This window comes from Arthrobacter sp. BK1, from assembly GCF_056680055.1.
The window spans coordinates 3,113,853-3,140,339 of sequence record NZ_CM155263.1 but is presented as its reverse complement, the minus strand read 5'-3'; the positions used below and the strand labels follow the sequence as shown (position 1 = coordinate 3,140,339).

The 26,487-nt window shown below is 65.0% G+C and carries 24 protein-coding genes; 5 read left to right on the top strand and 19 right to left on the bottom strand.

Going from position 1 to position 26,487, the window contains the following annotated elements; genetic code table 11:
* Positions 1–681 carry a histidine phosphatase family protein gene (locus AC1MCA_RS14290; RefSeq protein WP_479798411.1) on the bottom strand — a complete coding sequence of 227 codons (681 nt, stop codon included), beginning with the start codon at positions 679–681 and terminating at the stop codon, positions 1–3.
* A gap of 202 nt (positions 682–883) precedes the next feature.
* On the opposite strand from AC1MCA_RS14290, the gene AC1MCA_RS14285 reads away from it, so the two are divergent.
* Complete coding sequence (locus AC1MCA_RS14285) at positions 884–1,432, top strand: YceI family protein (protein WP_479798408.1); 549 nt, start codon at positions 884–886, stop codon at positions 1,430–1,432.
* 220 nt (positions 1,433–1,652) lie between these two features.
* Complete coding sequence (locus AC1MCA_RS14280) at positions 1,653–2,456, top strand: Yip1 family protein (protein WP_479798406.1); 804 nt, start codon at positions 1,653–1,655, stop codon at positions 2,454–2,456.
* A gap of 288 nt (positions 2,457–2,744) precedes the next feature.
* Here AC1MCA_RS14280 and AC1MCA_RS14275 read toward each other — a convergent pair whose 3' ends face one another.
* Together AC1MCA_RS14275 and AC1MCA_RS14270 are read right to left on the bottom strand one after the other, a co-directional pair.
* Entirely contained in the window at positions 2,745–3,461 is a 717-nt protein-coding gene (locus AC1MCA_RS14275; RefSeq protein WP_479798404.1) for a redox-sensing transcriptional repressor Rex, read from the bottom strand.
* 90 nt (positions 3,462–3,551) lie between these two features.
* Positions 3,552–3,806, bottom strand: a complete 255-nt coding sequence (locus AC1MCA_RS14270) for a glutaredoxin family protein (RefSeq protein ID WP_108597569.1) — start codon at positions 3,804–3,806, stop codon at positions 3,552–3,554.
* A gap of 77 nt (positions 3,807–3,883) precedes the next feature.
* Between AC1MCA_RS14270 and AC1MCA_RS14265 the strand changes: the two genes are divergently transcribed.
* Positions 3,884–4,702, top strand: a complete 819-nt coding sequence (locus AC1MCA_RS14265; protein ID WP_108597571.1) for an HAD family hydrolase — start codon at positions 3,884–3,886, stop codon at positions 4,700–4,702.
* A 176-nt stretch (positions 4,703–4,878) separates the two neighbouring features.
* Here the strand turns inward: AC1MCA_RS14265 and AC1MCA_RS14260 are convergent, their stop codons facing one another.
* From AC1MCA_RS14260 to AC1MCA_RS14225, 8 genes are all read right to left on the bottom strand, one after another.
* Complete coding sequence (locus AC1MCA_RS14260) at positions 4,879–4,977, bottom strand: 30S ribosomal protein bS22 (protein ID WP_003792170.1); 99 nt, start codon at positions 4,975–4,977, stop codon at positions 4,879–4,881.
* A gap of 215 nt (positions 4,978–5,192) precedes the next feature.
* The gene (locus AC1MCA_RS14255) at positions 5,193–5,405 is read right to left on the bottom strand and encodes a helix-turn-helix domain-containing protein (RefSeq protein WP_058931377.1); all 213 of its coding nucleotides are present in this window, start codon (positions 5,403–5,405) and stop codon (positions 5,193–5,195) included.
* Positions 5,406–5,545: 140 nt separating this feature from the next.
* Positions 5,546–6,703, bottom strand: a complete 1,158-nt coding sequence (locus tag AC1MCA_RS14250; protein ID WP_479798402.1) for a 3-deoxy-7-phosphoheptulonate synthase — start codon at positions 6,701–6,703, stop codon at positions 5,546–5,548.
* 242 nt (positions 6,704–6,945) lie between these two features.
* Complete coding sequence (locus AC1MCA_RS14245) at positions 6,946–7,965, bottom strand: acetylxylan esterase (RefSeq protein ID WP_479798400.1); 1,020 nt, start codon at positions 7,963–7,965, stop codon at positions 6,946–6,948.
* Positions 7,966–8,000: 35 nt separating this feature from the next.
* Positions 8,001–9,512 carry a rhamnulokinase gene (locus AC1MCA_RS14240; protein WP_479798398.1) on the bottom strand — a complete coding sequence of 504 codons (1,512 nt, stop codon included), beginning with the start codon at positions 9,510–9,512 and terminating at the stop codon, positions 8,001–8,003.
* Positions 9,509–11,548, bottom strand: coding sequence for a bifunctional aldolase/short-chain dehydrogenase (locus AC1MCA_RS14235; protein ID WP_479798397.1), 2,040 nt, complete (start codon positions 11,546–11,548; stop codon positions 9,509–9,511). Before AC1MCA_RS14235 ends, AC1MCA_RS14240 begins: the two co-directional genes overlap by 4 nt.
* Positions 11,549–11,552: 4 nt before the next feature.
* On the bottom strand, positions 11,553–12,719 hold the full coding sequence (gene rhaI, locus AC1MCA_RS14230) for an L-rhamnose isomerase (RefSeq protein ID WP_479798395.1): 1,167 nt from the start codon (positions 12,717–12,719) through the stop codon (positions 11,553–11,555).
* Positions 12,720–12,813: 94 nt separating this feature from the next.
* Positions 12,814–13,158, bottom strand: coding sequence for an L-rhamnose mutarotase (locus AC1MCA_RS14225; RefSeq protein ID WP_479798393.1), 345 nt, complete (start codon positions 13,156–13,158; stop codon positions 12,814–12,816).
* A 140-nt stretch (positions 13,159–13,298) separates the two neighbouring features.
* Between AC1MCA_RS14225 and AC1MCA_RS14220 the strand changes: the two genes are divergently transcribed.
* Positions 13,299–14,330: a LacI family DNA-binding transcriptional regulator gene (locus tag AC1MCA_RS14220; RefSeq protein WP_479798391.1), complete on the top strand. Its 1,032-nt coding sequence runs from the start codon at positions 13,299–13,301 to the stop codon at positions 14,328–14,330.
* Between the two features lie 92 nt (positions 14,331–14,422).
* Positions 14,423–15,817: an FAD-binding oxidoreductase gene (locus AC1MCA_RS14215; RefSeq protein WP_479803403.1), complete on the top strand. Its 1,395-nt coding sequence runs from the start codon at positions 14,423–14,425 to the stop codon at positions 15,815–15,817.
* Between the two features lie 5 nt (positions 15,818–15,822).
* Here the strand turns inward: AC1MCA_RS14215 and AC1MCA_RS14210 are convergent, their stop codons facing one another.
* The 8 genes from AC1MCA_RS14210 to AC1MCA_RS14175 form a co-directional block, all read right to left on the bottom strand.
* Entirely contained in the window at positions 15,823–16,494 is a 672-nt protein-coding gene (locus AC1MCA_RS14210; RefSeq protein WP_479798389.1) for a DUF1961 family protein, read from the bottom strand.
* Positions 16,495–16,509: 15 nt separating this feature from the next.
* The gene (locus AC1MCA_RS14205) at positions 16,510–17,280 is read right to left on the bottom strand and encodes a rhamnogalacturonan acetylesterase (RefSeq protein WP_479798387.1); all 771 of its coding nucleotides are present in this window, start codon (positions 17,278–17,280) and stop codon (positions 16,510–16,512) included.
* 62 nt (positions 17,281–17,342) lie between these two features.
* Complete coding sequence (locus AC1MCA_RS14200) at positions 17,343–18,215, bottom strand: carbohydrate ABC transporter permease (RefSeq protein WP_479798385.1); 873 nt, start codon at positions 18,213–18,215, stop codon at positions 17,343–17,345.
* A complete protein-coding gene (locus AC1MCA_RS14195; RefSeq protein WP_479798383.1) occupies positions 18,215–19,237 on the bottom strand; it encodes an ABC transporter permease in 1,023 nt (340 codons plus the stop codon). Before AC1MCA_RS14195 ends, AC1MCA_RS14200 begins: the two co-directional genes overlap by 1 nt.
* Before the next feature lie 84 nt (positions 19,238–19,321).
* A complete protein-coding gene (locus AC1MCA_RS14190; protein ID WP_479798381.1) occupies positions 19,322–20,851 on the bottom strand; it encodes an extracellular solute-binding protein in 1,530 nt (509 codons plus the stop codon).
* Between the two features lie 83 nt (positions 20,852–20,934).
* Positions 20,935–23,520, bottom strand: coding sequence for an exo-rhamnogalacturonan lyase family protein (locus AC1MCA_RS14185; protein ID WP_479798379.1), 2,586 nt, complete (start codon positions 23,518–23,520; stop codon positions 20,935–20,937).
* Positions 23,517–25,631 carry a beta-galactosidase gene (locus AC1MCA_RS14180; RefSeq protein ID WP_479798377.1) on the bottom strand — a complete coding sequence of 705 codons (2,115 nt, stop codon included), beginning with the start codon at positions 25,629–25,631 and terminating at the stop codon, positions 23,517–23,519. Before AC1MCA_RS14180 ends, AC1MCA_RS14185 begins: the two co-directional genes overlap by 4 nt.
* On the bottom strand, positions 25,624–26,304 hold the full coding sequence (locus tag AC1MCA_RS14175; protein ID WP_479798375.1) for a YesL family protein: 681 nt from the start codon (positions 26,302–26,304) through the stop codon (positions 25,624–25,626). The genes AC1MCA_RS14180 and AC1MCA_RS14175 overlap by 8 nt, the downstream gene beginning before the upstream one ends.
* Positions 26,305–26,487: the final 183 nt, after the last annotated feature.

Genomic DNA, 26,487 nt, shown 5'->3' with positions numbered 1-26,487 from the left:
TCAGGCCCCCGGAGTGGTGGCGGCGCCGGGGAGAAGGGCGGCAGCGGGCTCACTGTACTCGACGCGCAGGAGCGAGCCGTCGTCGTCGAACACCAGGGACGTGATGGAGGTCAGTGTGCACTCGCGTTTGCGCGGGTCATGCCACAGCGGGCGGCCCTCGGCGCTCAGCCGGGTGGCCCAGATGGGGAGCTGGTGGCTGACCATGATGGCCTCGGGCCCGCTTGTTCCGAAGTCGTTGCCGGCCAGTTCGATGGCGCGGAGCCGGGCATCCTGGACGGCTGCCTGGACGCGGGCTGCCTGCGCTTTGTAGGGCTCGCCCCAGGACGGCCTGAGCGGGTTGACCAGATGCGGCCAGTGCTTGGGCTTGCGCAGTTCCGCCTTGGTGACCTTCATGCCCTGGAAGTAGTTTTCGGCCTCGATGATGCGTTCATCGGTGTGGATCTCGAGATGCAGCGCCTCGGCAGTGGGCGTTGCCGTTTCCTGGGCCCTGACCAGCGGTGACGCGGCGAGATAAACGATCCGGGCACCCTGTGCGGCGCGCTCACTGAAGTGCGCGGCGAGGGTCTGCGCCATCTCCTGGCCCAGCTCGGAGAGGTGGAATTCGGGCAGCCTGCCGTACAGAACGCCGTCGGGATTGTGGACCTCGCCGTGGCGGAGCAGATGGACAGTGGCTTGGGGCATGTTTACCAGTTTCTCAAAGATGGCGTGCGATCCGAAATCTTCTACATCCAGTAGAACTGAAAGTTTTGGAAAAATGTTCCGGAACGGGGAACAAAACATGCAAATGCATGTTTATACTGGATGCAGCGGATAGTTGAGAGTTCAACAGATGAAGCATCAAGCTATCCGGCAGGACCACCCGACAAACTCAAGGAGATACACCATGGCTCTTCCCACCGACATCACAACCGGCACCTGGACCCTCGACAACTCGCACAGCGAAATCGGCTTCACCGTCCGGCACGCAGGCATCAGCAAGGTCCGCGGCCAGTTCAAGGATGCTGCAGCTACCCTGGACCTCGCCGAGAACGTGGCGGATTCCAGGATCAGCGCCACCATCCAGACCGCAAGCTTCGATTCCGGCGACGTCAACCGTGACGGCCACGTCCGCGGCGAAGACTTCTTCGACGTCGAGAAGTTCCCGGAAATCTCCTTCGTCTCCAATGGCCTGGTGGCCAACGGCAACAGCTACGAGCTGACCGGCGACCTCACCATCAAGGGCGTCACCCGTCCCGTCTCGCTCGAGACCGAGTTCAACGGCGTGGCCGTGGACCCGTTCGGCATGACCCGCGCCGGCGTCTCCGCCGAAACCACCATCAGCCGCAAGGACTTCGGCCTGACCTGGAATGCCGTACTCGAAGCCGGTGGCGTGCTGGTCAGCGACAAGGTTGCCATCAACCTGGAGCTGGCGTTCATCGCCCCCGCAGCATAGTTCTTTCGTTCTGCCAGCACCCCGGCCGCCGGTTTTCCCATGGAATCCCGGCGGCCGGGGTGCTGTGTTTAAAGGGGACTGTTTTTAACCCGGATCACCTTGCCGGAATGGCCCGCTGCGGGACCGGCCGGGGGTACGGTGGAGGTAAGCCGTACTGGGGGCAGGGCCAGTGGACTGTACCCAGCAGCCGAACTGATACCCGACCTGCAAAGGACCGCTCATGTGCACCCCCTCAGTCCCGCCTCCCGTTCCGAATGAACCCGAGCCCGGCAACCAGCCCCCGGCACCCCGCTACGGCGAGAACAGCCCGCAGTTCGGGCAGCCCACTCCGCAGGCGCCGCAGCACGGACAGAACGCACCCCAATACGGGCAGAACGCGCCTCAGTACGGGCAGAATGCTCCGCAGCCCGGCCAGAACGCACCCCAATACGGGCAGAACGCGCCCCAGTTCGGGCAGGGTACGCCCCAGCCGCCGGTCTACGGCCAGCAGCCGTACGGGCAGTCCCCCTACGCCCAGTACCCCTCCGAGCAGCCCCAGGCCGGCGGATCCGCCGGGATCCCCCAGCTGGTGAACATCTCGTTCTGGCTCCTGATCGCTTCCGGCGCCATCTTTGTCATCACCATGATCATGGGCATCAACACCCTCGACGATCCGCAGATGCGGGGCGTTTTCGAGGAAGCCATGCGCAGCGGCGGCGGCGCCGGCGCGGATGTAACGTACGACGACCTCCGCAGCGTCATTGCCGGAACACTGGTGGTGGTTGCCATCATTGGCGCCGCGCTCTACGCACTGGTTGCCTTCTTCATCCGCAAGGGCAAGAACTGGGCACGGATCCTGGGTACTGTCTTTGCCGCCCTGTCCGTTCTGGGCCTCTTCCAGGTGCCCAGCCTCGGCACCCTGGGAACCCTCGCAGGCATCGCCGCCATCGTGCTGCTGTACCTGCCCGCCGCAGCTCCGTACTTCCGCCAGCAGCAGCCGTTCGCCAACCCCTACGGAACCCCGGGCAACCCCTACGGCCAGTAGCCTCAGCCCCCCGCCTGCCCACGACGCTCTCTCACTTCCTGCAGGAAAAGCTCTAACGCTCTGGCAGAACCTGCAGGAAAAGCCCCAACGCTCTGGCAGAACCTGCAGGAAAAGCCCCAACGCTCTGGCAGAACCTGCAGGAAAAGCCCCAACGCTCCATCACTTTCTTTAGGAAAGTGATGGAGCGTTCTGCTTTGGCCGACAGGAAGTGAAAGAGCGTCCGGGAAATTCGTGCAGGAAGTGCCAGAGCGTCTGAGGAGCCGGCGGGGTGAGGGGTGGGGCGGGGACCTAGGCGGTCTGCTCGGGTGCCTGTTCCGGGGCCTGCGCGCGCTGGGCGTGGTAGGCCAGGATCTGCAGTTCGGTGGCCATGTCCACCTTGCGGAGGTTGACGCTGGCCGGCACCTGCAGCATCACGGGCGCGAAGCTCAGGATGCTGTGCACACCCGCCGCCACCACGCGGTCGCAGATCTGCTGTGCCACTGCTGCCGGCAGGGCCAGGACCACCATATTTGCCCCGGTCCGCTGCAGCACCGTTTCCAGGTCGGCGACATCGCTCACGCGCAGCCAGCCAACTTCATTGCCGACCACCATCTGATCGGCGTCGAAAATTGCCACCACATCGAAACCCCGGGACTCGAATCCCCCGTACCGGGCCAGGGCCTTGCCCAGGTTGCCGGCGCCAACGATGGCGACCTTCCAGTCGTGCGTCAGGCCGAGGGCCGCGGAGATATGGCGGCTCAGGTACTGCACCTCGTAGCCCACGCCGCGCGTGCCGTAGGAGCCAACGTGCGAGAGGTCCTTGCGCAGGGTTGATGAACTGACGCCCGACGCTTCCGCCAGTGATTCCGAAGACACCCGCTCCACACCCTCTGATAGCAGGGTGTTCAGGGCGCGCAGGTAAATGGTCAGCCGGGCCACTGCTGCCGGCGGAATCTGTTTGGCGGGGTCAGCGCCGTGCACCGCCGGGACTGCGGGGACTATCGGGGACGGGTCCAGCGAAGTCACTTTCCCCTCCATCCCATCGCGTCGTGACTCCACTCTAGAGCCCCGCTGCCGGTGCCAACAAAGCCTGTGCCATTCTGCGTAACCGCGTCCTTACTGGGCCATGGCACGCTGGAGGACCCGCGCCAGACGGATTTCGTCGATCTTCCAGAAGTCGCGCTGGATGCCGTCCACCAGCACCACGGGAATTTCCTCGGCGTACCGCTCCCGCAGTTCCGGAAGTCCGTCCACCAACTGCTCGGTCCACTCAAGTCCGAGTGAGGCTGCCACGCGTTCGACGGCGTCGCGCGCCTCTGCGCACAGGTGGCAGTCAGCTTTGGTGATGAGCACGATGTCCGGTTTTGCCATATATTAACCGTATCCCCCTTTGGACAGGTCCGCGGGGCGGGGACGGCGGTGCCCCGGCATTGACTAGACTCGTGGACATGCCCGAGGAGAAGTACGTCGCTGTTCTCACGCAGCCGGATGCGATGCCGCAGACCAGTGAAGCCGCCTTCTTCGACGTCGACAACACCCTCATGCGGGGCGCCAGCCTGTTCCACGTGGCCCGGAAGATGCACCAGCGCGGCGCCTTCACTCTGATGCAGGCCGCAGGGTTTGCCTGGAAGCAGTTCAAGTTTGTGGCGCGGGGCGAGAACATGGACGACGTCCATGCCGTCCGCGATTCGGCCCTCACCCTTGCCGAGGGCATCACCGTTGAAGACGTCAAGGCCCTGGGCGAAGAGGTCTATGACGAGATGATCGCTTCCAGGATCTGGCCCGGAGCCAAAGCCCTGGCCCAGCAGCACCTCCGCGTGGGCCGGCGCGTCTGGCTGGTCACGGGCACTCCCATCGAAGTTGCCGCGGTCATCTCAAGCCGGCTCGGCCTCACGGGTGCGCTGGGGACCGTGGGCGAAATCGCCGACGGAATGTACACCGGCCGGCTGGTAGGCGACATCCTGCATGGCTCGGCCAAGGCAGTAGCCGTCCAGGAACTTGCAGACCTTGAAGGCCTGGACCTGAAGCGCTGCTGGGCTTACAGCGACTCGTACAACGACATTCCGCTGCTGACCCTCGTAGGGCACCCGGTAGCCATCAATCCGGACGCCCGGCTCCGCCGCCACGCACGCGACCACAACTGGCCGGTCTACGATTTCCGGTCCGGCCGCCGCGCCGCCACCCTGGGGCTCAAGGCAGCCACAGCCTGCGGCGCCGTCTACGGCCTCTGGCGCGGCTTCTCCCGCATCCGCGGCCCCCGGGTCTAGCCTGCCGCCGGACACGCTTAAGGACTACGGCCACGCGTTCGGCACGAGGACACCCGGATCCGCGCGTCCTCCCGCCGAGAATGGGTCCCGGTTCTGCATCGATGGCGACCCCACGCCGACACAAAAATGCCCGCTGCCGGGAAGGCAACGGGCATTTCACGCAGTTCGAAGTATCTCTACTTCTTATTGCGGCGCTGGTGACGGGTCTTGCGAAGCAGCTTGCGGTGCTTCTTCTTGGCCATACGCTTGCGACGCTTCTTAATAACTGAACCCACGAAAGTTCCTCACAAACTAGATGCAGTACCTGTCTGATGGAACCGGTCCGTGAGCAAAGCTACAGACTGAAACAACTGACAGATTCTTACAATGACGTAAAACGTTCCTTAACAGGGTACCGCTTCTTTGCGGCGACTACTGACGGCAGCCTTTCCAAGGCTGAAACCAGCGACATTGTGTACCTGGACTGTAGCCTGACCGGCGTTGGTGCTAATCAGGCCGTCTCGGAGTGGCCGTCCACCACAGCACCCTTGAGGTACTGTTCGACGGCGCTCTCCGGCACGCGGTACGAGCGGCCAAACCTCACTGCTGGCATTTCACCGGAATGGACCAACCGGTAAACGGTCATTTTGGAGACGCGCATGACCTCGGCCACTTCGGCGACGGTCAGGAACTTCGCGTTCGAGAAGTTCTGTTCTGCGGACATTTCCCTATTCCTTTGCTGACGGATGACGTGCATTGACCCCAGCTGTGTTCCATTGCGGTGTGCCGATGCTGAGCCATCCACCAACCATGTGATAGATACTCTAGAGGTTCATGGGGCTGTAGTGAAAGTGTTGCGGGTAATCATTCCGCCGAGCGCCGCTTCCGCGCGGAGGCCGCGAGCTGGTTGAGGACCGAAACGGATACTTCCCAGTCCATGCACGCGTCCGTGACGCTCTGCCCGTAGACCAGTCCGGACCGCCCGGCAGCGTGTTGGGCCACGTCCAGGTTCTGGGCACCGCCCACCAGCAAGCTCTCCAGCATGACCCCTGCGATGGCGTGCGCCGACTGGCCGCCGTCCTCCAGTTGGGCACCGATCTCGAGGGCCACTTCCGCCTGCCGGTGGTGGCTCTTGCCGCTGTTGGCATGGCTGGCGTCCACGATCAGCCGCGGGTTCAACGCCTTTGCGGCGAGCTTGCCGGAGGCGCTTTCGACGTCGGCAGCCGAGTAGTTGGGCCCCTTCCGTCCGCCACGGAGGATCACGTGCGTGTCCGGATTCCCGGCCGTGGCCACCAACGCCGCCCGGCCCTCCCCGTCGATTCCCAGGAACGCCTGAGCAGCCCCGGCGGCACCGCAGGCGTCGATCGCAACCTGGAGGTCGCCGTCGGTCCCGTTCTTGAAACCGATGGGCATGGACAGGCCGGACGCCAGCTGGCGGTGGATCTGGCTTTCGGTGGTGCGCGCACCGATGGCACCCCACGAGATCAGGTCCGCCATGTACTGCGGGCTGATCGGTTCGAGGAATTCGGTGGCGGTAGGCAGTCCGAGGGCGGTGACCTGCTGGAGGAACTGGCGCGCGGTCCGGAGCCCTGTTTCCATGTCGTGGCTGCCGTCCAGCCGCGGATCGTTGATCAGGCCTTTCCAGCCCACGGTGGTGCGCGGCTTTTCGAAGTAGGCCCGCATCACGATCAGGAGGTCTTCCTTGTGCTTTTCCGCCTGGCTCACCAGCCGGCGGGCGTACTCCAGGCCCGCTTTGGGATCGTGGATGGAGCACGGGCCCACAATCACCAGCAGCCTGTCGTCCACCCCGTCCATGATGGCGCGGACCTCATCGCGTCCGCGTTCGACGACGTCGGTCACCCGGGCGTCCAGAGGCAGCTCGGCGATGAGCGCCTGGGGCGTGGGCAGCGGCGTGAATTCGCTGACGCGGAGGTTGGACGTGGATTTCGCTGCGCCTGCAACGGCAGCTGCGCCTGCCTGCGTGTCGGCGGGGGCGGCGGTGATGGCTGGTGCGGTGCTCATGTGGGGTCCTGTTCCGAAAGAGGAAGCGGGCCCGAATTCAGAACCCGCCGGGAAATGGCGAAGGGCAGAGAATGATCTCTGCCCTGTTGGCTCTGAAGGTGATTGGATGCGTGTCAGTTAGACGCGGGCCCCTCCAGAGCCAACGAAAAATACGCATACCAACGGTTTGTCATAGCCACACCATAACGGCACGCCGCAGCCACCGCCAAATCGTCACCCTTACCGTCGCAGTTACACAGGTGTCATCCCAGGAGCTTGCGGAGGAACTGCAGCTGCCTGATCCAGTGGTGCTCCTGGCCGCCCTCGTGGTTGTTGAACCGGTACACCTCTATGTCCTTGGCAGCACCCGTCCCGGACGCACCGCCGGCCCCTGCCCCGTATGCGTTGAAGCTGGCGAACACCGTGGACGGCGGGCAGATATCGTCCATCTGCGCCGCTGAGTACAGGGCGGGTGCTGTGGCCCAGCGGGCCAGGTTGACGCCGTCGAAGTAGTTCAGCACGTCCAGGATGGGCTCATACCGTTCACGGTGCCGGGCCAGGAAGGCCGCGATCTCGGGGTACGGGCCCCTGGGAGTGATGTCGATGGCGCGTGGGAAGTCCTGCAGGAAGGGGACATCAGGCAGCGCGGCGATCACGCCGTCGAGCCTTCCGGCCACCAGCCCCGCTGTGGCCACGACGATTCCGCCGCCCTGGCTGACGCCGGCGAGCACCACACGGGAGGCGTCCACCTCGGGGTGCGACTGGGCGGCTTCCACCGCGCGGAAGGCGTCAACGTAGACCCGGCGGTAGTAATAGTCCTCCCGGCTGCCCACTCCCCTGGTCATCAACCCGGCATAGGCCACCTCGCCGGCGGACGGGTGGGGGTCCGGGGTGTGCCCGAGCGTCCCGCCGTACCCCTGCCCCCGGGTGTCCATGATGAACTGCGCATAACCCGCCTGGGCCCATTTGGTGTCCTGGTTGACCAGCCCGCGCCCGCCCGAGTAGACCACATAATGAACGACGACGGGTAGCGGGGTTCCCGGGGTACGGTTCCCCGGGAGGTGGAGCCAGCCTTTGATCGGGGCCCCGCCGTAGCCGTTGAACGTGACGTCAAACGTGTCGATGACAGCCAGGTAGTTCTCCACCGGCTCAAAAGTGGCTTCGAGCGGGAACGCGCGGGCTTCCTCAAGGGTGGCGTCCCAGAAAGCCTGCAGATCAGCGGGTGGGCTGACGGCCGAGGTATAACCGCGGAGTTGGTCAAGGGGCAGGTCAAAGAGTGGCATCGGGCGGGCGGGTCCTTTCTGGAGACGAAAAGAGTCTAAAGCCGGGCGAGCTGCGGGGTGAACGTCTGCAGGGCGTGGCTGTTTACCACCAGCCGCCGCAATTCCCTCAGCCCTCCCGTGAGCTGCCCGGCCGCGCGCGCCTGGACCAGGATGTTGCCCAGTGCCGTCGCCTCCACGGGCCCTGCAACCACGCGCTTACCCGTAGCGTCCGCCGTGAGCTGGCAGAGGAGCCGGTTCTGCGAACCGCCGCCCACCACGTGGACCACGTCCACTGCCTGGTCGGCGAGGCGTTCGGCGTCTCGGATGGTGCGGGCATAGCCGGCCGCGAGGCTGTCCATGATGCAGCGGGTGATGGCCGCCGGGTCATCCGCCAGGATGTCCCCGGTGCGCCGGACCGCGGAGCGGATCCGCTCGGGCATGTTGTCCGGGGCGATGAAATAGGGATCGTCCGGATTGATCTGCGGCCCGCCTGACGGCAGCGCTGCGGCAGCGGTCAGCAGGGCCGTCAGTTCCGGGGTGAAGCCTTCCGCTGCCCAGGTCCGCTGGCATTCACTGAGCAGCCAGAGGCCGCCCATGTTGCGGAGGTAACGGATGGTGCCGTCCACGCCGCGTTCGTTGGTGAAATTCGCTGCCCGGCTGGCCTCGGTCAGGACCGGGTGCTTCAGCTCCAACCCCACGAGGGACCAGGTTCCGGAGGAGATGTAGGCCAAGTTCCCTTCCTGCGCGGGAACGGCGGCGACGGCGGACGCGGTGTCGTGCGAGCCGACGGCCACCACCTTGGTACGGGCCGGCAGGCCGACGCGGGACGCGATCTCCGGCAGCAGCGTGCCCACCGTTTCGCCGGGTTCGATCAGCGGCGGGAACAGCTTCGTGGGCAGGCCCAGGGCAGTGAGGAACTCCGTGGCCCACTCCCCTGCCACGGCGTCGAACAGGCCGGTGGTGGAGGCATTGGTGGATTCAGTCCGGCGCTGCCCGGTCAGGAGGAAAGCGATCAGGTCCGGGATCAGAAGTGCCTGCAGACCGTCCAGGTCAGGCTCGGTGGCCAGCTGGTACAGCGTATTGAACTGCAGGAACTGCAGGCCCGTGGTGCCGTACAGGCGCGCCGGGTCCAGTTTTTCGTGCACGGGCGCGACGGCGGCACGGCTGCGGCCATCGCGGTAACTGTACGGCTGGGCGATGAGTTCGCCCTTGGCGTTGACCAGGCCATAGTCCACTGCCCAGGTGTCGATGCCGATGCTCGTGATGGATTCGTTCCTGGCTGCGGCCGCCGTTGCGGCGGCACCGAGGCCCTTCAGCACCTCAGCGAACAGGGCGTCGAAATCCCAGCGGAGGCCGCCGTCGAGCTCCACCACACCGTTGGGGAACCGGTGCACCACTTCCAGTTCAACGCCGGGGCTGCTCACGCGGCCAAGGATGACCCGGCCGGAGGACGCGCCAATATCGACCGCGGCGAAAACACTGCCGGCAAAGACCTGGCCAGAGGGGCCAGCGGCGGACACCGCCCCGGCGGCTGCCGGGGCGGTGTCCTGTGCTGCTGTTTCGCTCATCGCAGGAAGGCTGCTGCCACACCGGCGTCCACGGGGATGTGGAGTCCGGTGGTGTGGGACAGTTCCGCGCTGGTGAGGACCGCGGCGGCGTTGGCCACGTGTTCGGGCAGGACTTCGCGCTTGAGCAGGGTCCGCTGGGCGTAGTACTTGCCCAGTTCCTGCTCGTCCACGCCGTAGACCGCGGCGCGCTTGGCGCCCCAGCCGCCGGCGAAGATCCCGGAGCCGCGGACCACACCGTCGGGGTTGATGCCGTTGACGCGGATGCCGTGCTCACCGAGTTCGGCTGCGAGCAGGCGGACTTGGTGGGCCTGGTCTGCCTTGGTGGCGGAGTAGGCGATGTTGTTCGGCCCGGCGAAGACGGAGTTCTTGGACGAGATGTAGATGACGTCCCCGCCCATTTCCTGGGCGATCATGACCTTCGCGGCGGCCTTGGAGACCAGGAAGGAACCCTTGGCCATGACGTTGTGCTGCAGGTCCCAATCTTTCTCGGTGGTTTCCAGCAGCGGCTTGGAGATGGACAGCCCGGCGTTGTTGACCACCAGGTCCAGCCCGCCGAAGGCAAGCACGGCGGCGTCGATCGCGGCGGAGACCTGGGCCTCGTCCGTGACGTCGGCCTGGACACCGATGGCGACGTCCGCGCCGCCGAGTTCCGCGGCGACGGCCTGGGCGTTCTCAAGGTTCAGGTCCGCGATGACCACACACGCGCCGTCGGACGCCAACCGGGTGGCGATCGCCTTGCCGATGCCCGACGCCGCCCCGGTCACCAACGCGATGCGCGTGGCGTGGGACTTGGGCTTGGGCAGGCGGGACAGCTTGGCTTCCTCCAGCGCCCAGTACTCGATCCGGAACTTCTCGGATTCCTCGATCGGGGCGTAGGTGGAGATCGCCTCGGCACCGCGCATCACGTTGATCGCGTTGATGTAGAACTCACCGGCAACGCGGGCGGTCTGCTTGTTCGCACCGTAGGAGAACATGCCCACGCCCGGGATCAGGACGATGGCCGGGTCCGCGCCCCGCAACGCCGGGGACTCCGGACCGGCGTGGCGGTCGTAGTAGGCCTGGTAGTCCACGCGGTACTCCGCGTGCAGTTCCTTGAGCCGCGCAATGGAATCCTCGATGGACGCCTCGGCAGGCAGGTCCAGGATCAGCGGCTTGACCTTGGTGCGCAGGAAGTGGTCCGGGCAGGAGGTGCCCAGGGCGCCCAGACGCGGGTGCCCAGCTGCTGCCAGGAAGTCAAGGACGACGGCGTCATCGCTGAAGTGCCCCAGCTGCGGCTTGTCCGTGGACGCCAGGCCGCGGATCACCGGTGCGAGCGCGGCAGCCTTCGCCTGACGTTCGGCTTCGGGGAGGGCACCGTAGCCGTCCAACGCGGGGCCGAAAGGTTCTGCCGTGCCATTGTCCTCGATGTACTTCTCGGCCTGTTCGATGATCCAGAGCGAGTTCTGTTCCGCTTCCTCGGATGTGGCGCCCCAGGCGGTGATGCCGTGGCCGCCCAGGATGGTGCCGATGGCCTGCGGGTTGGCCTCCTTGATCGCGGCGATGTCCAGGCCCAGCTGGAAACCGGGCCGGCGCCACGGAACCCAGAGGACCTTGTTGCCGAAGATCTTGGTGGTCAGGGCCTCGCCGTCCACTGCGGTGGCAATGGCGATCCCGGAATCCGGGTGCAGGTGGTCCACGTGGGCGGCGTCCACCAGGCCATGCATGGCGGTATCGATCGACGGCGCGGCGCCGCCCTTACCGTGCAGGCAATAGTCAAAAGCGGCCACCATTTCGTCTTCGCGTTCCACACCGGGGTACACGTTCTTCAAGGCGTTCAGCCGGTCCAGGCGCAGGACCGCCAGGTTGCCGGCCTTCAGTGTGCCCAGATCTCCGCCGGAGCCCTTGACCCAGAGCAGCTGGACGTCCTCACCGGTTACCGGGTCCTTCTCCGTGCCCTTGGCCGAGGTATTGCCGCCGGCAAAGTTGGTGTTCCGCTTATCCGCACCCAGGCGGTTGGAACGGGAAATCAGGTCTTCAACAGTCGTGTTGTTACTCATGCTCTTATGCGCCCCATCCGGCTTGCTGGCCGCCGACGCGGTCCTCGTTGATCTGTTTCTGGTAGCCGCTGGCCTTGAAGGCGGCCATCGGGTCCGCGGGCAGGCCGCGCTCTTCACGCCAGGCGGCCAGGATGGGCCGGACGTCGGTGTAGAAGGCATCGTTGAAGATGCCGTTGGCGGCCAGGACATCCCCGGCGCCCTGGGCCTCGCCCAGGGCAGCGGTGTCCACGAGCATGGCGCGGGCCGTCATTTCCTGGACGTTCAGGACCGAGCGGATCTGGCCCGGGATCTTCTCTTCCAGGTTGTGGCACTGGTCCAGCATGAGGGCCACGCCGGAGTCCTTGCCGAAGCCGCCCCCGCGGATGACCTCATACATGATACGGAACAGCTGGAACGGGTCAGCCGCTCCAACGATCAGGTCATCGTCCGCGTAGAAGCGGGAGTTGAAGTCGAAGGAACCGAGCTTGCCCAGGCGCAGCAGCTGCATCACGATGAACTCGATGTTGGTGCCCGGGGCGTGGTGGCCCGTGTCCAGGCAGACCATCGCCTTGTCTCCGAGGGCAAGGGTCTGCGCGTAGGAAGTACCCCAGTCCGGAACATCGGTGTGGTAGAAAGCCGGCTCGAAGAACTTGTACTCCAGCACGAGGCGCTGGTTCTCGCCCAGGCCCGCGTAGATCTCCTGCAGGGACTCAGCCAGACGGTCCTGGCGGCCGCGGAGATCGTCCTGGCCCGGGTAGTTGGTGCCGTCCGCCAGCCATACCTTAAGGTCCTGCGAGCCGGTGGCGTGCATGATCTCGATGCAGTCAAGGTGGTGCGCGATGGCCCGGCGCCGGACAGTCTCGTTGGACGAGGTCAGGGATCCGAACTTGTACTCGTCATCCTGGAACGTGTTGGAGTTGATCGTGCCCAGGCCAACGCCAAGGCCCGCCGCGTACTCTTTCAGGGCGGCGTAGTCGTCCACCTTGTCCCACGGAATGTGCAGGGCAACGGTCGGGGCGAGGCCGGTCAGCTCGTGCACCTTGGCGGCGTCCGCGATCTTCTCCTGCACGGTACGCGGAGTGCCCGGCGTGCCGAACACCTTGAAGCGCGTACCTGAATTTCCATAAGCCCACGAAGGGACCTCGATGGCAAGCTCCCCGAGCCTGCCCAGCGCCGTTGCTACGTCATTCATGATGGGATTCTTTCCGGTGTCTGTGTTGCTGCGATGTAAGGTGTTCTGCTATTTCAGAGTTGGAACACGGCCCCGCTGCAGGAGCCTGGGTAGATCAGCTGGCTGTGGACTCCTTTGCAAGCTGATCGTCAAGATTGAAGACTTCTTCGAGCACGTGGAACCCTTGGTCTGGCGCCTGGTCCGGGTTGTCAAAAAGAGTTGCCATCTCGGCCTGCCAGCGCGCATTGACGTCTGCCAGAGCCATCCGGGCGCGGACGGCGTCGAAATCGTCGCATTCGACGTAGCCGATGAGGAGCCCGTCCTCGCCCAGGAAGAGCGAGTAGTTGTTCCAGCCGGCATTCTTAAGGGCCACCAGCATCTCGGGCCACACCGCAGCATGGCGGCGCTTGTACTCCCCGATCAGTGCTGGCTGGACCGAAGAACGGAAACACACCCTCATTGGCGACTCTCCTGAACTTTCAAATCTTTGAATCGTTTCATTGTTACGATTCAAAGTACTCTGGAAGACAAGAAGGTGTCAAGCATTCCACCCCCATTGCCCCAAGGAATTACTGGACCCCCAGATCAGCACGGAGAATCATGAACCGCTCAGCCAGCATCAAGGACGTCGCCAACCACGCCAGCGTTGCCGTGGGCACCGTCTCAAACGTCCTCAACTACCCGGACCGCGTGTCCCAGCGGACCAAGGAGCGCGTGCTGCGGGCCATCGACGAGCTGGGTTTCATCCGCAATGACGCCGCACGCCAGCTGAGGGCAGGCCATAGCAGGACCATCGGGCTGATTGTCCTGGACGTGGGCAACCCCTTCTTCACTTCCGTGGTGCGCGCAGCCGAGGACGCCGCAGCGCTTCAGGGCAGCGCAGTGCTGCTGGGCGACAGCGGCCACAACGCCAGCCGCGAGTCCAACTACATCGACCTTTTCCAGGAGCAGCGTGTCCAGGGCCTGCTGATCTCCCCCGTGGGCGACGTCACTGAGCGGCTGGATCTGCTCCGCGACCGCGGCATCCCCACCGTGCTGGTGGACCGGCTGGCTGATGAGGACAAGTACAGCTCAGTCTCCGTGGACGACGACGCCGGCGGTTACCTCGCTGCCCGGCACCTGCTGGACACCGGCCGCCGTCGGCTCGCCTTTGTGGGCGGCCCCACCTCCATCCGCCAGGTGGCCGACCGCCTTCAGGGTGCCCGGCGTGCGGTGAAGGAAGAGCCGGACGCCACGTTGGAGGTCCTCGATTCCGACGGACAGAGCGTCCTGGCAGGCCGCAGCGTGGGCAACATGCTGGTGGAGCGCGGGCGCGGGGACCTGCCGGACGGCATCTTCTGCGCAAACGATCTCCTGGCCCTGGGCGTCATGCAATCCCTGACCATGACCCACACCCTGAAAATTCCCGAGGACATCGCGCTGATCGGTTACGACGACATCGACTTTGCCGTTTCAGCCGTGGTGCCGCTTTCCTCCATCCGCCAGCCCACCGAAGCGCTGGGACGCACCGCCATCGAGCTGCTGGCGGAGGAACTGGAATCCACCAGTCCGCGGCACCGGGCTGTGATCTTCACGCCGGAACTGGTGGTGCGCCAGAGCACCGGCCCGGCGCAGGGCACCGCCGCCGGCTAAGGCCTGCCGCCCGGTCGACGCCGGCAGTTTTCCTCTTGTCAGGTCCGCCAAAGAGTGGGAATCTGCTGGGAGGAGAGAGGTCCGTGAGTCCCATGACACAAAGCACGGAGATCGGCCGCATCGCCGTCGATGAACTGCAGGCATCCTTTCGGGGCGACCTCGTCAGCCAGGATGATGCCGGCTACGACGAACATCGCAAGGTGTGGAACGGGTCGATTGACCGCCGTCCAGCACTCATAGCCCGCTGCACCGGCGTCGCGGATGTGCGGGCCGCCATCCGGTTTGCCCGCCTGCACGGCCTTCGGGTCGCAGTGCGGGGAGGCGGCCACAGCTTTCCCGGGCTCTCAGTCTGCGACGACGGGATGGTCATCGACCTCGCGCCCATGAAGGGCATCCGGGTGGATCCCGGAGCACGAACGGCCCGTGTCCAGGCTGGTGTGCTGCTGGGCGAACTCGACCGCGAAACGCAGGAGTTCGGGCTCGCTGTCCCGTCAGGGATCGTCACCCACACCGGAGTTGCCGGGCTTACGCTGGGGGGCGGCATCGGCTGGATCATGCGCAAGCACGGACTCACGGTCGACAACCTGCTCTCCGTTGACCTTGTCACGGCCGACGGCGAGCTGGTGACTGCCAGCGAGGACCGGAACGCCGATCTTTTCTGGGGTGTGCGCGGCGGCGGCGGGAACTTCGGCATCGTCACCGAGTTCGAGTTCCGACTGGTTCCGGTGGGTCCGTCCGTTATGGCGGGGCCGGTCTTTTGGCCGATGGAGGACGCACCGGAGGTGCTGCGTTTTTACCGCGACTGGCTCGCGGACTGCCCCGATGAGCTCATGACCGTGGCCGTGCAGCGCAGGGCTCCGGCGCTGCCGATCGTCCCGCCGGAACTCGTGGGCAGGCGGGTCCTGGCCATCGTCTCCTGCTATGCCGGATCCGTCGAGGACGGCGAACGGGTCATGCGGCCCATGAAGGAATTCGGGTCCCCGGTCCTGGATTTCTGCCGGCCGAAACCGTTCCTCGAACACCAAAGAACGTTCGATCCATCGTTCCCCCACGGCTGGTCCTACTACGTCCGCTCATGTGACATCGCAGCCCTGAGCGACGAGGTGATCGACGTCGTCGCTGACTACGGCATGCGCATCACATCGCCGGTTACCAGCGTCGCGCTGTGGCAGATGGGCGGCGCAGTGGCGCGGATAGGCAACGACGCCACAGCATTCAACGGCCGCAACGCTGGATTTACTTTCAACATCAACGGCAACAGCAAGACGGCCGAGGGTTTCGATGCCGAGCGTCAGTGGGCACGCGATTACTGGTCGGCGCTGGCACCCCACCACACCAGCGTCTATGTGAACTTCCTGATGGAAGAGGGCGAGGACCGCGTCAGGCAGGCCTATGGAGCTGCAAAGTACGGGAGGCTCAAGTCGCTCAAGCACACGTACGATCCGACCAACTTCTTCAGCCTCAACCAGAACATCAAGCCCGACTGACGGGACTAAAGCTTCTCCACTGCCAGGTTCCGGTAGGCCGCTTTCAGTGGCGCCATCTGCCGGAACCCGAGGCGGCCGCGGCCCAGCACGCTGTCCGACTGGTCAGTCCATTCAAAGAGTGTCAGCCCGTTGACGGAGAATGCCACCCGCGGGCCGTCCTTCACCACTTCCATCCGGTAGAAATCCAGCGCATCCTCGGTGGGCGGCAGCGGATCGGCGCCCTGGGCCACCAGTTCAAAGCCGGCGCTCTTCCGCAGGTTGCAGGTGCGGAAGGCCCGCTCTGATTCGTGCTTGTGGCGGAAATAGGACACATGCAGGGCGTCGATGTCACCTGAGTGGTACTGCGGATAGTAGCCCGTTCGCGCCGCGAGGCCGGGCGAAAACAGGTCATGGCCGCCCTGCCCTGTCGCGGCAAAGAAGACCATCGCCAGTCCGGGCTCAGCGAGGGGCAGGAACTCCCAACTGATCCTGATGCCGTCCGGGAACTCCACCGGGCACCAGAATGTCCAGTGCGCGTGGTCCCCGAACTCTTCGTCATCCACCGAACTGGACAACGCCAGCGCGCCACCGTGGCTGCCCAGGCTCAGCGGCCCCTCGGGCACCCAGTCCGCCACATCCGCCGGGCCGGCGAGCGGATTGCTGTACAGCAGCCCGCCGCCGGCGTGCGCCGCGCCCACGTGCGCCGCACCCACCTAGCCCCGCACCGCCGTCGTACGTCCCGCCGTCGTTCTTAACTGCAACGCGGGGTCACTCCCGGCCCAATCTTCGCCCTTTATCGGGCCTGATGTGACCCCGCGTTGCTGGGAGCCGGAGCCGTAGCCGAGCCGGGCCAGCCGGACGGCGACCTCGGCCGCCACGAGCGAGGCACCGTGCTGGGAAAAATGGGTGTTGTCCGCCAGACCGTCCAGCCAAAAGGCGTGCCCGCCCGGGCCGAAATGGCAGAACAGGGACTTCGACTCCTCAACACCCAGCTCCACGTACAGCGTGCGGGTCCAGGAGTTAAGGTCGACGACGGGCAGCTTCAGCTCGAGCCCGATCTCCCGGACCACCTCGGGGTAATCTTCCAGGCTGTCCTCGAGGACGGCGTGGGTGCCCGCGCCGTCGAGGAAGTGCCGGCGCTCCACCGAGGTGCAGAGCACCGGCACGGCACCCCGGGCACGGACCTCCGCCACCATGGCGCGCAGGTTGGCAGCGTAACCGGTTCTGGCCGCGAGGTGCGCCTTTTTCTGGTCATTGTGCCCGAACTGGATCAGGACGAGATCGCCGGCTTCGGCAGTTTCCAGCAGCCGCGCCCACAGCCCCTCCTCGCGGAAGGACTCCGTACTGGCGCCGCCTTTGGCAAAGTTGTGCACGGCCGCCCAGGCGAACACATGCCGGGGCAGCTGCGCACCCCAGCCACTCATGGGGTATTCGTATGTGGGACAGTTCGCCACGGTGGAATCTCCGGCGAGCAGGATTTTCATGGTCTGCTTTCTGTTGGTCGGGGCACCTCTTCAGGCGCGACGGCGGCTGCGGCGGTGAGCGGTCAGCCCTTGACGGAGCCGATGAGCATGCCCTTGGCGAAGTGCTTTTGCAGGAAGGGGTAGAAGATCAGGATGGGCAGGGTGGCCACCACGATCACGGCGAACTTGATGCCCTGCTCGGGCGGGATGTAGTTCGGGTCCACGTTCCCGGTTCCGAGGAGATCGGAGGAGGCGGTGACCTGGCGCAGGTACATCTGCAGGGTCCACTTGGAGTTGTCCGAAAGGTAGAGCAGGGGTGACATGAAGTCGTTCCAGATCCCGACTGCGTAGAAGAGGGCGAACGTTGCCAGGACGGGTTTGGACAGCGGCAGCAGGATCCGCCAGAGGATCCCTACTTCGGTGGCGCCGTCCATCTTGGCGGATTCCTCCAGCTCCGCGGGAAGTTCCTGGAAGAAGTTCTTGATGATGATCAGGCTGAACGGGTTGATCGCCGCGGGAAGGATCAGCGCCCAGTAGGAGTTGAGCAGGCCCAGGTCCTTGACCAGCAGGAACGTGGGGATCATGCCGCCGGAGAACACCATGGCGAAGACCACCAGGGACAGGATCAGCTGCCGGCCGCGGAGGTTCCTTTTGGCCAGCGGGTAGGCCATGGTGACGGTCAGGATCAGCTGCACCACAGTCCCCACCACGGTGACGAGCACGGTGGTGATCAGGGCCCGGGTGAACGCCTGGGTGGAGAAAATGTATTCGTAGGCGCCCAGGGAAAACTGTTCGGGCCAGACGAAGAAGGCCCGCCGGGTGATCTCGGCTTCGGTGGCGAACGAGCCGGCGAAGACGTAGACGAAGGGCAGCAGGGTGATGATGCCGATCAGGGTCAGGAAAACGTAGTTGACGGCGTCGAAGATCCGCCCGCCGGTGGTGTTGTGAATCTTCATTAGAACAGTCCGCTCTGGTTGAATCGCTTGGCCAGGGCGTTGGTGCCGAAGATCAGCACGATGCCCACCAGAGATTTGAACAGTCCCACCGCTGTGGAGTAGGAGTAGGCGCCCTGGGTGATGCCCACGAAGTACACGTAGGTGTCAAAGACGTCGGCCACGGATCTGTTCAGGGCGTTGGTCATGAGGTAGATCTGCTCGAAGCCGGTGTTCAGCATCTGCCCGATCGCGAGGATGAGCATCACGATGATGGTGGAGCGGATCCCTGGCAGGGTGATGTGCCAGACGCGGCGGAACCTTCCGGCGCCGTCGATGATCGCTGCCTCGTACTGGTCCTGGTCCACGGTGGCCAGGGCGGCAAGGAAGATGATGGTCCCCCAGCCGGTGTTCTTCCAGATCTCCTGCAGGATGATCAGCGGCCGGAACCAGGCAGGATCGGACAGGAAGTCGATGTCCGTGCCCAGGACGTTGTTGATGAACAGGAACAGCGGCCCGAAGTCCAGGGCGAAGAGCAGGAAGCTCAGCGACGCCACGATGGTCCAGGAGAGGAAGTGCGGGATGTAGACCAGGGTCTGGACGGTGCGTTTGAGGATCGAGAGCCGGACCTCGTTCAGCAATAAAGCCAGCACGATGGTCAGCGGGAACGCGATGCCCAGGTTCAGGAAAGCAAGGATCAGGGTGTTGCCCAGCAGCCGGGCGAAGTCAGGGTTGGAGAAGAAATCCTGGAAGTGCTGAAGCCCCACCCACGGGCTGGCGTTCACGCCCAGGAACGGGACGTAATCCTTGAACGCGATGGACACGCCGTACATCGGGGCGTAACGGAACACCGCGAAATACAGCACGCCAGGAAGGAGGAGCAGATACAACCACTTGTAGTGCGCGAAGTGGACGGAGAACTTGCCGCGCGGGACCTTCGGAGCCTTGGGTGGTTTACCGCCCCGCTTTGGGGCCGTGCCGGGTTCCGCCCCCGCACCGTCGCCGGCGCCGATGTTCGAGGCCAGGGCGTCTGTCAGTTGTGACATGCAGGCCTCCTTTCTGGTGGTGATGGTCCGCTGCCGGCTGGCCCGTAAATCATCTTGGGGCCGGCCGGCAGCGCCGGGCGGATGCTACTTGTTGTCCTGCCAGAGCTTGTTGATCTCTTCCTTGACCTTGTCGCCACCGCTGGTGTTCCACAGCTTGATGGCGTCCTTCAGGCCCTGCTCATCGATCTGGCCGGCCAGGTACTTGATCCGCGCGTCAGCGACGATGTTGTCCAACTGGGCGCCCTTGGACACGTAGGTGGCCGAGACGTAGGGTGCTGCCGGGTTGTAGACGGCGCTCTTGAGATCCTCTGCCATCACTTCAACGCGCTTGTCGAAGACCTGCTGCTCGTACTCGGAAGCCTGCTTGACCGGGTAGAAGCCGTTCCCGGCGACGTTCATTCCCAGTTGCGCGTAGCTCTTGATATCGGTGGCCACCGCCTTGCCCTCAGGTGTTTCCGGCTTGATCGGGGCAGCAGCGCCATCCTCCAGCGCGAAGTTAACGCCCTCAATACCGTTGTTGAGGAGTATTGCGGCGTCCTTACTGTTCAGGGTGTTGATGAATTCCAGGACCTTGGTCAGCTCAGCTTCGGTGCGGACGCTGGATTTGGGGATTGCCAGGAACCCGGAGTAGCCGTCGGTGGGGTGGGCGTGCAGTTCGCCGTCGGGGCCTTCCAGGTTTCCGACAAAGCCGACCTTGTTTTCGAAGTTGTTGGGGTCTGCCTGCTTGAAGAGGTTGATCAGCACGCTGACCCGGGAGTCGACGTCGACAATGATGCCGCCCTTGCCGTTGAAGAACGGTTCGTTCCACTTGGTGCCGTCGAAGGTGGCGAAGTCCGGGTTGATGAGCTTTTCGTCCACCATCTTCTTGACGAAGCGGTTGGCCTCGAGGAATTCCTCGGTTTCGAAGCTCGGGATGAGCTTGCCGTCCTTCTCGGTCCAGCGGTTGCCGGCGCCGTACCATTCCTCGATCAGGTCATAGGGGCTGTTGGATCCCAAAGCACCCCACTTGGGGATGGTGATGCCCCAGGTATCGTCCTGCCCGTTGCCGTCCGGATCCCGTTCGGTGAAGGCCTTTGCTACCTTGTACAGGTCCTCGGTGGTTCTGGGCGCTTCCATGCCCACCTTGTCCAGCCAGTCCTGGCGGAACATCACGGCAGCGCGCATGGGTGCCCGGCCGCGGTAGACGCCGAAGACCTTGCCGTTGATGCTCGCGTTTTGCTGGATGTCAGGGAAGGTGGTCTTCAGGTTGGGGTAGTTGTCCAGCTTGTCGGTCAGGTCCCAGAAGGCACCCGCTTCAGCGTTCTTGACGAATCCCGGCGACTTGCTCTGCACCACCATGACGTGGGGTATTTCGGAGGAGGCCAGGGTGATGTTCATTTTGTCTTCGTAGGAGGCGTTGGGCGTCCACGTGATGTTGACGTCCTTGCCGGTGATTTCTTCCAGCTTCTTCTGGACGGCGCCATCGGCACCAGGCGGCTGGGCCTCCAGGAAGGGGGCCATGATGCTGACCTGGGTCAGGTCCGCGGCCGGTGCTTCGCCGCCGCTGCAGGCGGTCAGGGTCAGGGCCGTGGCGGTCACGACGGCGGCGGCCAGGCTGAGTTTTCTGTTAATCATGGTGTTCCTTGTCCACTTCTTCGGGGTTGAATGGGGCGGTTTGGTTCGGTTGGTGCAGGTCAGTTCAGTTGGTGCAGGTCAGTTCAGGTGGCGGTGCGGGTCAGCTTTTGGGGGTGGTTGGCCCAGCGCGGACTGCCCGGCGGGCCGATCAGTTCCAGGCAGAGCGTGGCGTTGAGGGCCCATTGGGAGGCCCAGTTGGTGGAGATGGCGGGGTGTTCGACGACGGGCTGCCAGGTCTGTGCGTGCTGCAGCGATTCGGCGAAGGGGGCGGAGAGTCCGCCGCCGGCGTTGTCGAGCAGGATGTCCCACGCCTTGGCGGCCAGTTCCTCGTCCCGGTAGTACCAGGCGCCGTAGGCCATCATTCCCGTGGCCATGGACGGCCAGCTGAAGTGGGCGTCATCCAGGGCGCCGCCTGTCAGGCGCTGCTTTTCCTCTTCCGGGAGAGCGTAGAATCTGCCGAAATCGGCCAGCATACGGCGGAAGCCTTCGTGGTCCAGTGCCTCGGCTACCTCCAGCCAGACCTGCGGCGCACCGAAGGCGATGATCATGTGGAAGCCGCCCGCAGTGCCGGTAAACATGTGGTGCAGGTCCAGGGCTGTGGCGTCGAGCTCAACGGTGGGCCCGGACAGCAGCCCGTGCGGCATGGCCTCGAGCTGGCCGATGCCTTTGGTGATCCGGTCTTTCCACTGGGGATCGCCGGTGCGCTCATATTCGCTGAACCAGTTGGAGACCAGCGCGGACCAGTCCGGGCCGATCCGGATGTGGGTCCGCTCCGGGGTGCGCTCATAGAACTCGCGCATGGGGTCCAGCCGGTCCAGGGCGTGTTCGGCGTCGCGCACCTCGGAGAGGAGTTCCCCGATGCGTTCGTCGCCGGTGAGGAAGTAGTAGTACCGGTGCAGGCCGGCCATACTGATCCGGACCTCCTTGCAGCCGCATCCCCAGTGGACCACGTTATGCCGGGAGCCCAGCTGCGAGTATTCGCCGAAGTGGTGCCGGTCCACCTCGGCGCTGTGCCATGTCATGGCCTCGGCGAGCCGGAAGGCCCGGGCATCTCCGGTGCGCAGGAAGGACTGCCACAGCCACATGTTGGGCGCGAGTTCGTTGTTGGCCCAGGCGAAGCCGCCCAGATCGTAACGCCACTGGTGGCGGTACTGGTCATAGCTGTGCATAAAGTCGCCGAAGTTCCAGTAGCCGTACCAGCCGCGCTGCTCAACCTCCTGCGTGTAGAAATCGACCAAACCGTCGAGCCGCTGTTCCACCGCAGCCCCGGCCGGAACCGTCTCCGGGAGCCCCCATGTGGTCCCGGCAGCGCGCGAGGAGTAGTAGAGCTCCGGGGAGCAGACCGGCTGGGCCGGCAGTTGGCGTTCGCTGGCGAGCTCCCACAGCCAGCCGTTGGACGGTGAAGCCTCAACAAAGTCAAAGGAAATGTGCGAGGTGTTGGCTACACCTTCCGGGGTGGAGCGCAGCTCGTCGAAGCCTTCGTAGGCGCTGGGCACGAAGCATTCGTCCGAGTAATGGCGCAGGTCCATGGGCTCCACCGATTCGGCCCAGGACCACGCGGTGAAGGACGCGGTATCCCCTGCCATACCGTCCACTTCCAGGGCCGCGGGGAACTTCTGCCAGAACCCGCGCAGGGTGACTGCCACCCCGCCGGTGGTGTCGCCGGCATACAAAAGGCCCTGGCTGCGGTGGCCCTTGCCCATCCGGACGGGCAGCAGCTTGGCGGCGGTCTGCTTCTCCAGCCGGAAGTAGTCCTCCGATTCCTGCGTGATCCGGAATGCGGACCACACGGCGTTCTGCCGGCCGACGGCGAACAGCGCCGCGGTGCCAGGTGTCTCGTGGACTGCCTGGCCGGCCAGTTGGCGTGCATAGTCAGGGTTGTCGCCGCTGAACGGCCGCGTGTAGAGCGACTGCACGGGTTCGGTGTAGACAGCGGTGTCCCCCGCGATGCTGACGCGGCGGTTCAGCAGGTCCCCGCTGAGGCCCCTCTCGAGCCGCAGCCCGATGCCCTTGATGAGCCGGTCCTTTGCCGCGTCCTGGAACAGCAGGGTCTGGGTAACCTGCAGGGTGGGCTGGCCGGCGAAGAAGGCGAGACGGATGATGAACCGGAGCAACTCCGTTCCGCGCGCAGTCACCGATCCTTCAATCCGGATCACAGTCCGCACAGCCCCTGGGGTTTCGATGCCCGCGGACTCAATGCTCACTTCTGTGTCCGGTGCACTCACCACCAGGCGAAGCGCGTCGCCGAGCTGCCTCCCGTCCGGTGCCACAAACGGGCCCGTGAGTGCGTCCCCGGTGTTCCCGGTGTCCCCGGTGTTCCCGACCGGTCCCGGAACCGACACGGCGAAAGCGCCGGTGTCCACGCGGATGGCGTCACCTTCCCGGGTGGTGGCCAGCAGCCGGGGCGCCACGGCGGTGGCTGCGGCCCTGCCCGTCGCGGGCACCGGCTCCAGATCACCTGCATCTGTTCCGGCCGGAACCACCACGGCGTGGGCAGTCCACTTAACGCTGCCGTCGGGCCAGAAAGCCAGCGGCCTGGCCTCATGGACCAGCGCGGTATCGGCGAGCCGGATGTCCGCCACGTTGGTCGCCGCCAGTTCGCCCTCGGTCCACGGCCGGCCATAGGAAACAGCCGTATCGATCCGGGGTGCCTGTTCAAGCCATTTCACAGTGAGCGCTCCTCTTTGATGTCTTCCAGGACCACGTAGTCGTAGGCCCCCAGGGTGTGTACGCCAGCGGTCAGCGTGATGGCGGGATGACCCAGGCGGGTGCCAGTTGCGGAAGAGGGATCCTCCTTCGCCAGCAGCCTGCGCGCGGGACGGGCCAGGGTGAACGTGCCGGGTTCACCGCCCATGTTGACCAGCCAGTGCTGAAGCCGGCCGTTGCGCCAGCGCGGGTAATCCGCCACCGCGCCGCCGGCGGTGCGCACGGTGGGCAGTACCCCGGCGCACGCATGCTCGACGACGGCGGCAAGCGCCGCGCCGTCGTCGTCCGGTCCCCCGTTGCCGGGGTAGGCGCCCAGCAGGATCATCCGGCCCGCACCGATCCGGCGTTCGGTGGCGAACTCGAGGCCCTCCGCGGGACCTGCGGTGACCGTTCCCAGAGCGGTGGCAGCGCGGGGTGATTCAGTTTCCGGCAGGCGGAAGAAAGTGCTCATGCGGGAGAGGACGACGTCGTGTCCCAGGATGCTGCCCCGGGAACCTGAGCCGGTGGCCGGGAACTGGAACACGGATTCGACGCCGGCGGCGGCTTCCAGCCCGCCGAGGGCGGAGTCAGCGTGCCACGTGTGGTGTTCCGTGCGGCCGCCGGTGCCGGGTCCGCAGACCCAGGTCCCGCCGGCGTGGACCCAGTCAAGGATCCGTTCCCGGTCCTGTACCGGGAGGTGGTGGACGAACGGCGTGAACAGGACACGGACGCCGGCGAGGGAGGCTTCCACGGGTAGCAGGGACCGCTGGATACCGGCCCGGACCAGTCCTGCGTGGAACGCGGAGATCAGGCCGCGGTAGCCGGCACCGTCACCCGCTTCTGCCGCCAGGAATGCCTTGGCATGGTCCGAATAGTGGACGGCCACAGCGGGCCGGGCCGGGCTGCTGTGGTCCAGCAGTGGCTTCATGGCGGGAAGCATCGCGCCGATTGCCTCGGCGCTGGTGTAGCCGATGGTGGGCTGGCCCCAAGTGCTGACTACAGAGCCGTGCGCCTGCTCGCTGCCGCCGCGGTGCTGGCGGAAGTGCCAGAACAGGAATCCGGCGGAGCCTGAAGCGTAGGTGGCATAGGCCTCAGCTTCGACGAAGCCGTGAGGGTGCGGCACGCCGTAATGCTGCACAGAGCCGCCGTGGCTGGGGCTGGTCTCCATCAGGACGGTGCGCCGGGACTTCGCCAGCCCCGGGAAATAGTCCAGGTTCATCAGGAATGCGGAATGGTTGTCCGCGGCGGGGTAGGTGTCGAAGCTGGAGAAATCCAGGCCATCGAAGAGTGCTGCATTGTCCAGGTCGAAGCCGAAGCCGCTGTTGTGCGTCACGGGCAGGCTGCTGTGGGTGCGGATGATGTCCGTCTGTTCGCGGGCAAACCGGTTGATGTTCTCTTGGCTGAACAGCCTGAAATCATTGACCAGCGACGTGTTGTGGAGAAACGGTGTGGGACCGGGAAGGGGCACCTGGGCGAATCTTTGATACGTTTCACTCCAGACCGCGGAATGCCACGCCTCGTTGAGCAGCTCCACCTCCTGGTACTTGGCGGTGAGCCATTCGGCCCATAGCCCGGCGCACGTTGGGCAGTGGCAGCCGCCCACGTGGGACTTGAACTCGTTGTCCAACTGCCAGGCAACCACCCGGTGGTCGTTCCCGACGGCGACTGCGAGGGCCTGCGTGATCCGTTCAGCCTTTTCGAGGAAAGCTGGGTTGTTCGTGCAGATGTGCTGCCTGGAGCCGTGACCCAGGGCGGTGCCCTCGGCCGTATGGTGCAGGCGTCCGGGGTGGCCGTGGGTCAGCCAGACGGGCGGCGTCACGGTGGGGGTGCAGAGGATGGCTTTTATTCCGTTGGTGCCCAGCACGTCGAGGGCCCGTTCCAGGATGGCCAGGCGGATATCGCCGTCGTCCGGTTCCAGGGCGGACCACATGAACTCACCCAGCCTGGCCGTGTTCATGCCCAGCCGGGCCATGTGGGCAGCGTCGGCCTCAAAGGTGGCGGCGTCGAGGACCTCGGGATAGACCGCGGCACCATAGAGAAGGCCGCCGTCAAACAGCTGGCCGTCAGAAAGCCGGCCCTCAGAAAGCTCAGGCAACGGGTGCCCCCTGCTGCATCGGGCGGAGGCCGGACATCTCCGGGGATGGAGCCAGGTCCGCCACCGACTCGTCGTTGGCGGTGAAGAAACGGTCGCACAGCCAGCCGGTCACGTACAGCCAGGCGCCGATGCTGAAAAACGGGACCAGCCCCGGCAGTGTCCGGCTGGCGTAAACGGCCGCGGCACTGACGAACAACAGGATGACCGTGCCGGCCAAGTGACGGACCGCAAAGCGCGACGAGGTCATCAGATACTGGGCCACCGGGAGTTCATAGCGGGCATACAGCGGGAACAGGTAGCAGGCCACGGCGGCCAGGAAGAGGGCTGCCACAAAGGTGCCGGCCGCCATGAGCTCAGAGATCAAGCCATCGGCGCGTGAAGCGTAGTTCCAGTTCATCACCAGGACAACGGCCACAGCCATCACGGGCAAAGCCAGTGCGTTGGCACGGGCGAAGTTCGCCAGGTACTCCCGGGCGAAAGATTTCAGGAGCGGAGCGGCCTCGCCGCGGGACCGTCGCCTGACCAGAATCTGGGCTGCCGCCGTGGCCGGGCCAGCTCCCAGGACGCCCAGGCCCAAGAGCGTGAAGAGAATCCAGAGCAGGTTCAAACAAGCGATCCACAGCAGGGTGTCGAAGAATGAGTAGGCACGTGCGCTGAAAGTTCCAGTCAGCATGGCAAAGCTCCGTTCGGTTCTCCATCGTTGCAGAAACGGTTCCAGAAGTGGGCCGCGTCACGTTAGTAATCGGTTTCTCAGAACCTAGACCCCTCGCGACGGACACGTCAAGTGAAAATTTGAATCGTTACATTACTGGACGCAGTCGGCGGGCATGGTCCACACTGGGTATGGAAAGCGCTT

Bases quoted from the DNA above. Each gene is read 5' to 3' on its own strand.
- AC1MCA_RS14290 (WP_479798411.1), bottom strand. From the start codon at position 681: ATGCCCCAAGCCACTGTCCATCTGCTCCGCCACGGCGAGGTCCACAAT.
- AC1MCA_RS14285 (WP_479798408.1), top strand. From the start codon at position 884: ATGGCTCTTCCCACCGACATCACAACCGGCACCTGGACCCTCGACAAC.
- AC1MCA_RS14280 (WP_479798406.1), top strand. From the start codon at position 1,653: ATGTGCACCCCCTCAGTCCCGCCTCCCGTTCCGAATGAACCCGAGCCC.
- AC1MCA_RS14270 (WP_108597569.1), bottom strand. From the start codon at position 3,806: ATGGCAAAACCGGACATCGTGCTCATCACCAAAGCTGACTGCCACCTG.
- AC1MCA_RS14265 (WP_108597571.1), top strand. From the start codon at position 3,884: ATGCCCGAGGAGAAGTACGTCGCTGTTCTCACGCAGCCGGATGCGATG.
- AC1MCA_RS14255 (WP_058931377.1), bottom strand. From the start codon at position 5,405: ATGTCCGCAGAACAGAACTTCTCGAACGCGAAGTTCCTGACCGTCGCC.
- AC1MCA_RS14250 (WP_479798402.1), bottom strand. From the start codon at position 6,703: ATGAGCACCGCACCAGCCATCACCGCCGCCCCCGCCGACACGCAGGCA.
- AC1MCA_RS14245 (WP_479798400.1), bottom strand. From the start codon at position 7,965: ATGCCACTCTTTGACCTGCCCCTTGACCAACTCCGCGGTTATACCTCG.
- AC1MCA_RS14240 (WP_479798398.1), bottom strand. From the start codon at position 9,512: ATGAGCGAAACAGCAGCACAGGACACCGCCCCGGCAGCCGCCGGGGCG.
- AC1MCA_RS14235 (WP_479798397.1), bottom strand. From the start codon at position 11,548: ATGAGTAACAACACGACTGTTGAAGACCTGATTTCCCGTTCCAACCGC.
- rhaI (WP_479798395.1), bottom strand. From the start codon at position 12,719: ATGAATGACGTAGCAACGGCGCTGGGCAGGCTCGGGGAGCTTGCCATC.
- AC1MCA_RS14225 (WP_479798393.1), bottom strand. From the start codon at position 13,158: ATGAGGGTGTGTTTCCGTTCTTCGGTCCAGCCAGCACTGATCGGGGAG.
- AC1MCA_RS14220 (WP_479798391.1), top strand. From the start codon at position 13,299: ATGAACCGCTCAGCCAGCATCAAGGACGTCGCCAACCACGCCAGCGTT.
- AC1MCA_RS14215 (WP_479803403.1), top strand. From the start codon at position 14,423: ATGACACAAAGCACGGAGATCGGCCGCATCGCCGTCGATGAACTGCAG.
- AC1MCA_RS14205 (WP_479798387.1), bottom strand. From the start codon at position 17,280: ATGAAAATCCTGCTCGCCGGAGATTCCACCGTGGCGAACTGTCCCACA.
- AC1MCA_RS14200 (WP_479798385.1), bottom strand. From the start codon at position 18,215: ATGAAGATTCACAACACCACCGGCGGGCGGATCTTCGACGCCGTCAAC.
- AC1MCA_RS14195 (WP_479798383.1), bottom strand. From the start codon at position 19,237: ATGTCACAACTGACAGACGCCCTGGCCTCGAACATCGGCGCCGGCGAC.
- AC1MCA_RS14190 (WP_479798381.1), bottom strand. From the start codon at position 20,851: ATGATTAACAGAAAACTCAGCCTGGCCGCCGCCGTCGTGACCGCCACG.
- AC1MCA_RS14175 (WP_479798375.1), bottom strand. From the start codon at position 26,304: ATGCTGACTGGAACTTTCAGCGCACGTGCCTACTCATTCTTCGACACC.